General features: G+C 37.0%; 1 protein-coding gene. It reads right to left on the bottom strand.

Annotated elements, in window-relative coordinates; translation table 11 throughout:
- Positions 1-774, bottom strand: a 774-nt coding sequence (locus tag Q0852_RS23665) for a LysM peptidoglycan-binding domain-containing protein (RefSeq protein WP_299022900.1), incomplete at both ends; no start/stop codon positions are given.

The raw sequence follows: 774 nt of genomic DNA, 5'->3' as shown, positions 1-774 counted from the left end.
TTTGCTGCCTTTTTTAATTAATATACCTTTATCTTTTGCAAGCAATTCTAGTGCATCTGAATTGGATAGCAGTTTTGATTTTAAAACCACTTTGTTGGTTTTGATTACTGGTGTGTTCTTATCTGCTTGTCCAAGGTCAATGATTGGTAATACATTGAAATGTGTTTTGTCACTTGCAGTACATTGAGCGTTTGAAAATGCATAAACGGTCTTATCTGTGGTGACATCTTCTGCGGGTAGCGTGTTGCGCTTTTCAGGTGTCGTAATGTCTTGGCTTTTGGTTTTAACATTGAGTTTATCACCAATAGCTAACGCTGTTGGGTCGCTATTGTAATGTTTGTTTAGCTCTAACAATTCCTTGGGTGCAAGACTGTATTTGGCCGCGATTTGTGACCATGTTTCACGTTGGTTGGTTTCTGGGTCAATTTGACAGACATGAAATTCTAGCTGGGGAGTTGCTTCCTGCTTTGTCTCAATAGTTATTTTTTCACCGACATTAATCGTGTTTGGATTTTCTTTATATTTCGGATTTAGTTCAATTAACTTACCAAGGGTTATTCCATGTCTATTCGCTATTTTTGAAAGTGTATCCCCAGCTTTGATAACATAAATGATGTTATCGCCTTCTTGTTTTTCTGTATCAAGTATTGGTACGGTGCGTGTTGCCGCAATATCTCTCATATTTAGTAAACAAGCGTGTTCGTCTAACCAATCAGGATTGATCTCGTTATCTAAAAGTTCTTTGGTTATCTTTTCTTTCTTAAACAAAAGGTG

It is taken from the genome of uncultured Photobacterium sp. (assembly GCF_947502415.1).
Classification (GTDB): domain Bacteria; phylum Pseudomonadota; class Gammaproteobacteria; order Enterobacterales; family Vibrionaceae; genus Photobacterium.
This window is presented reverse-complemented; position numbering and strand designations above follow the sequence as displayed.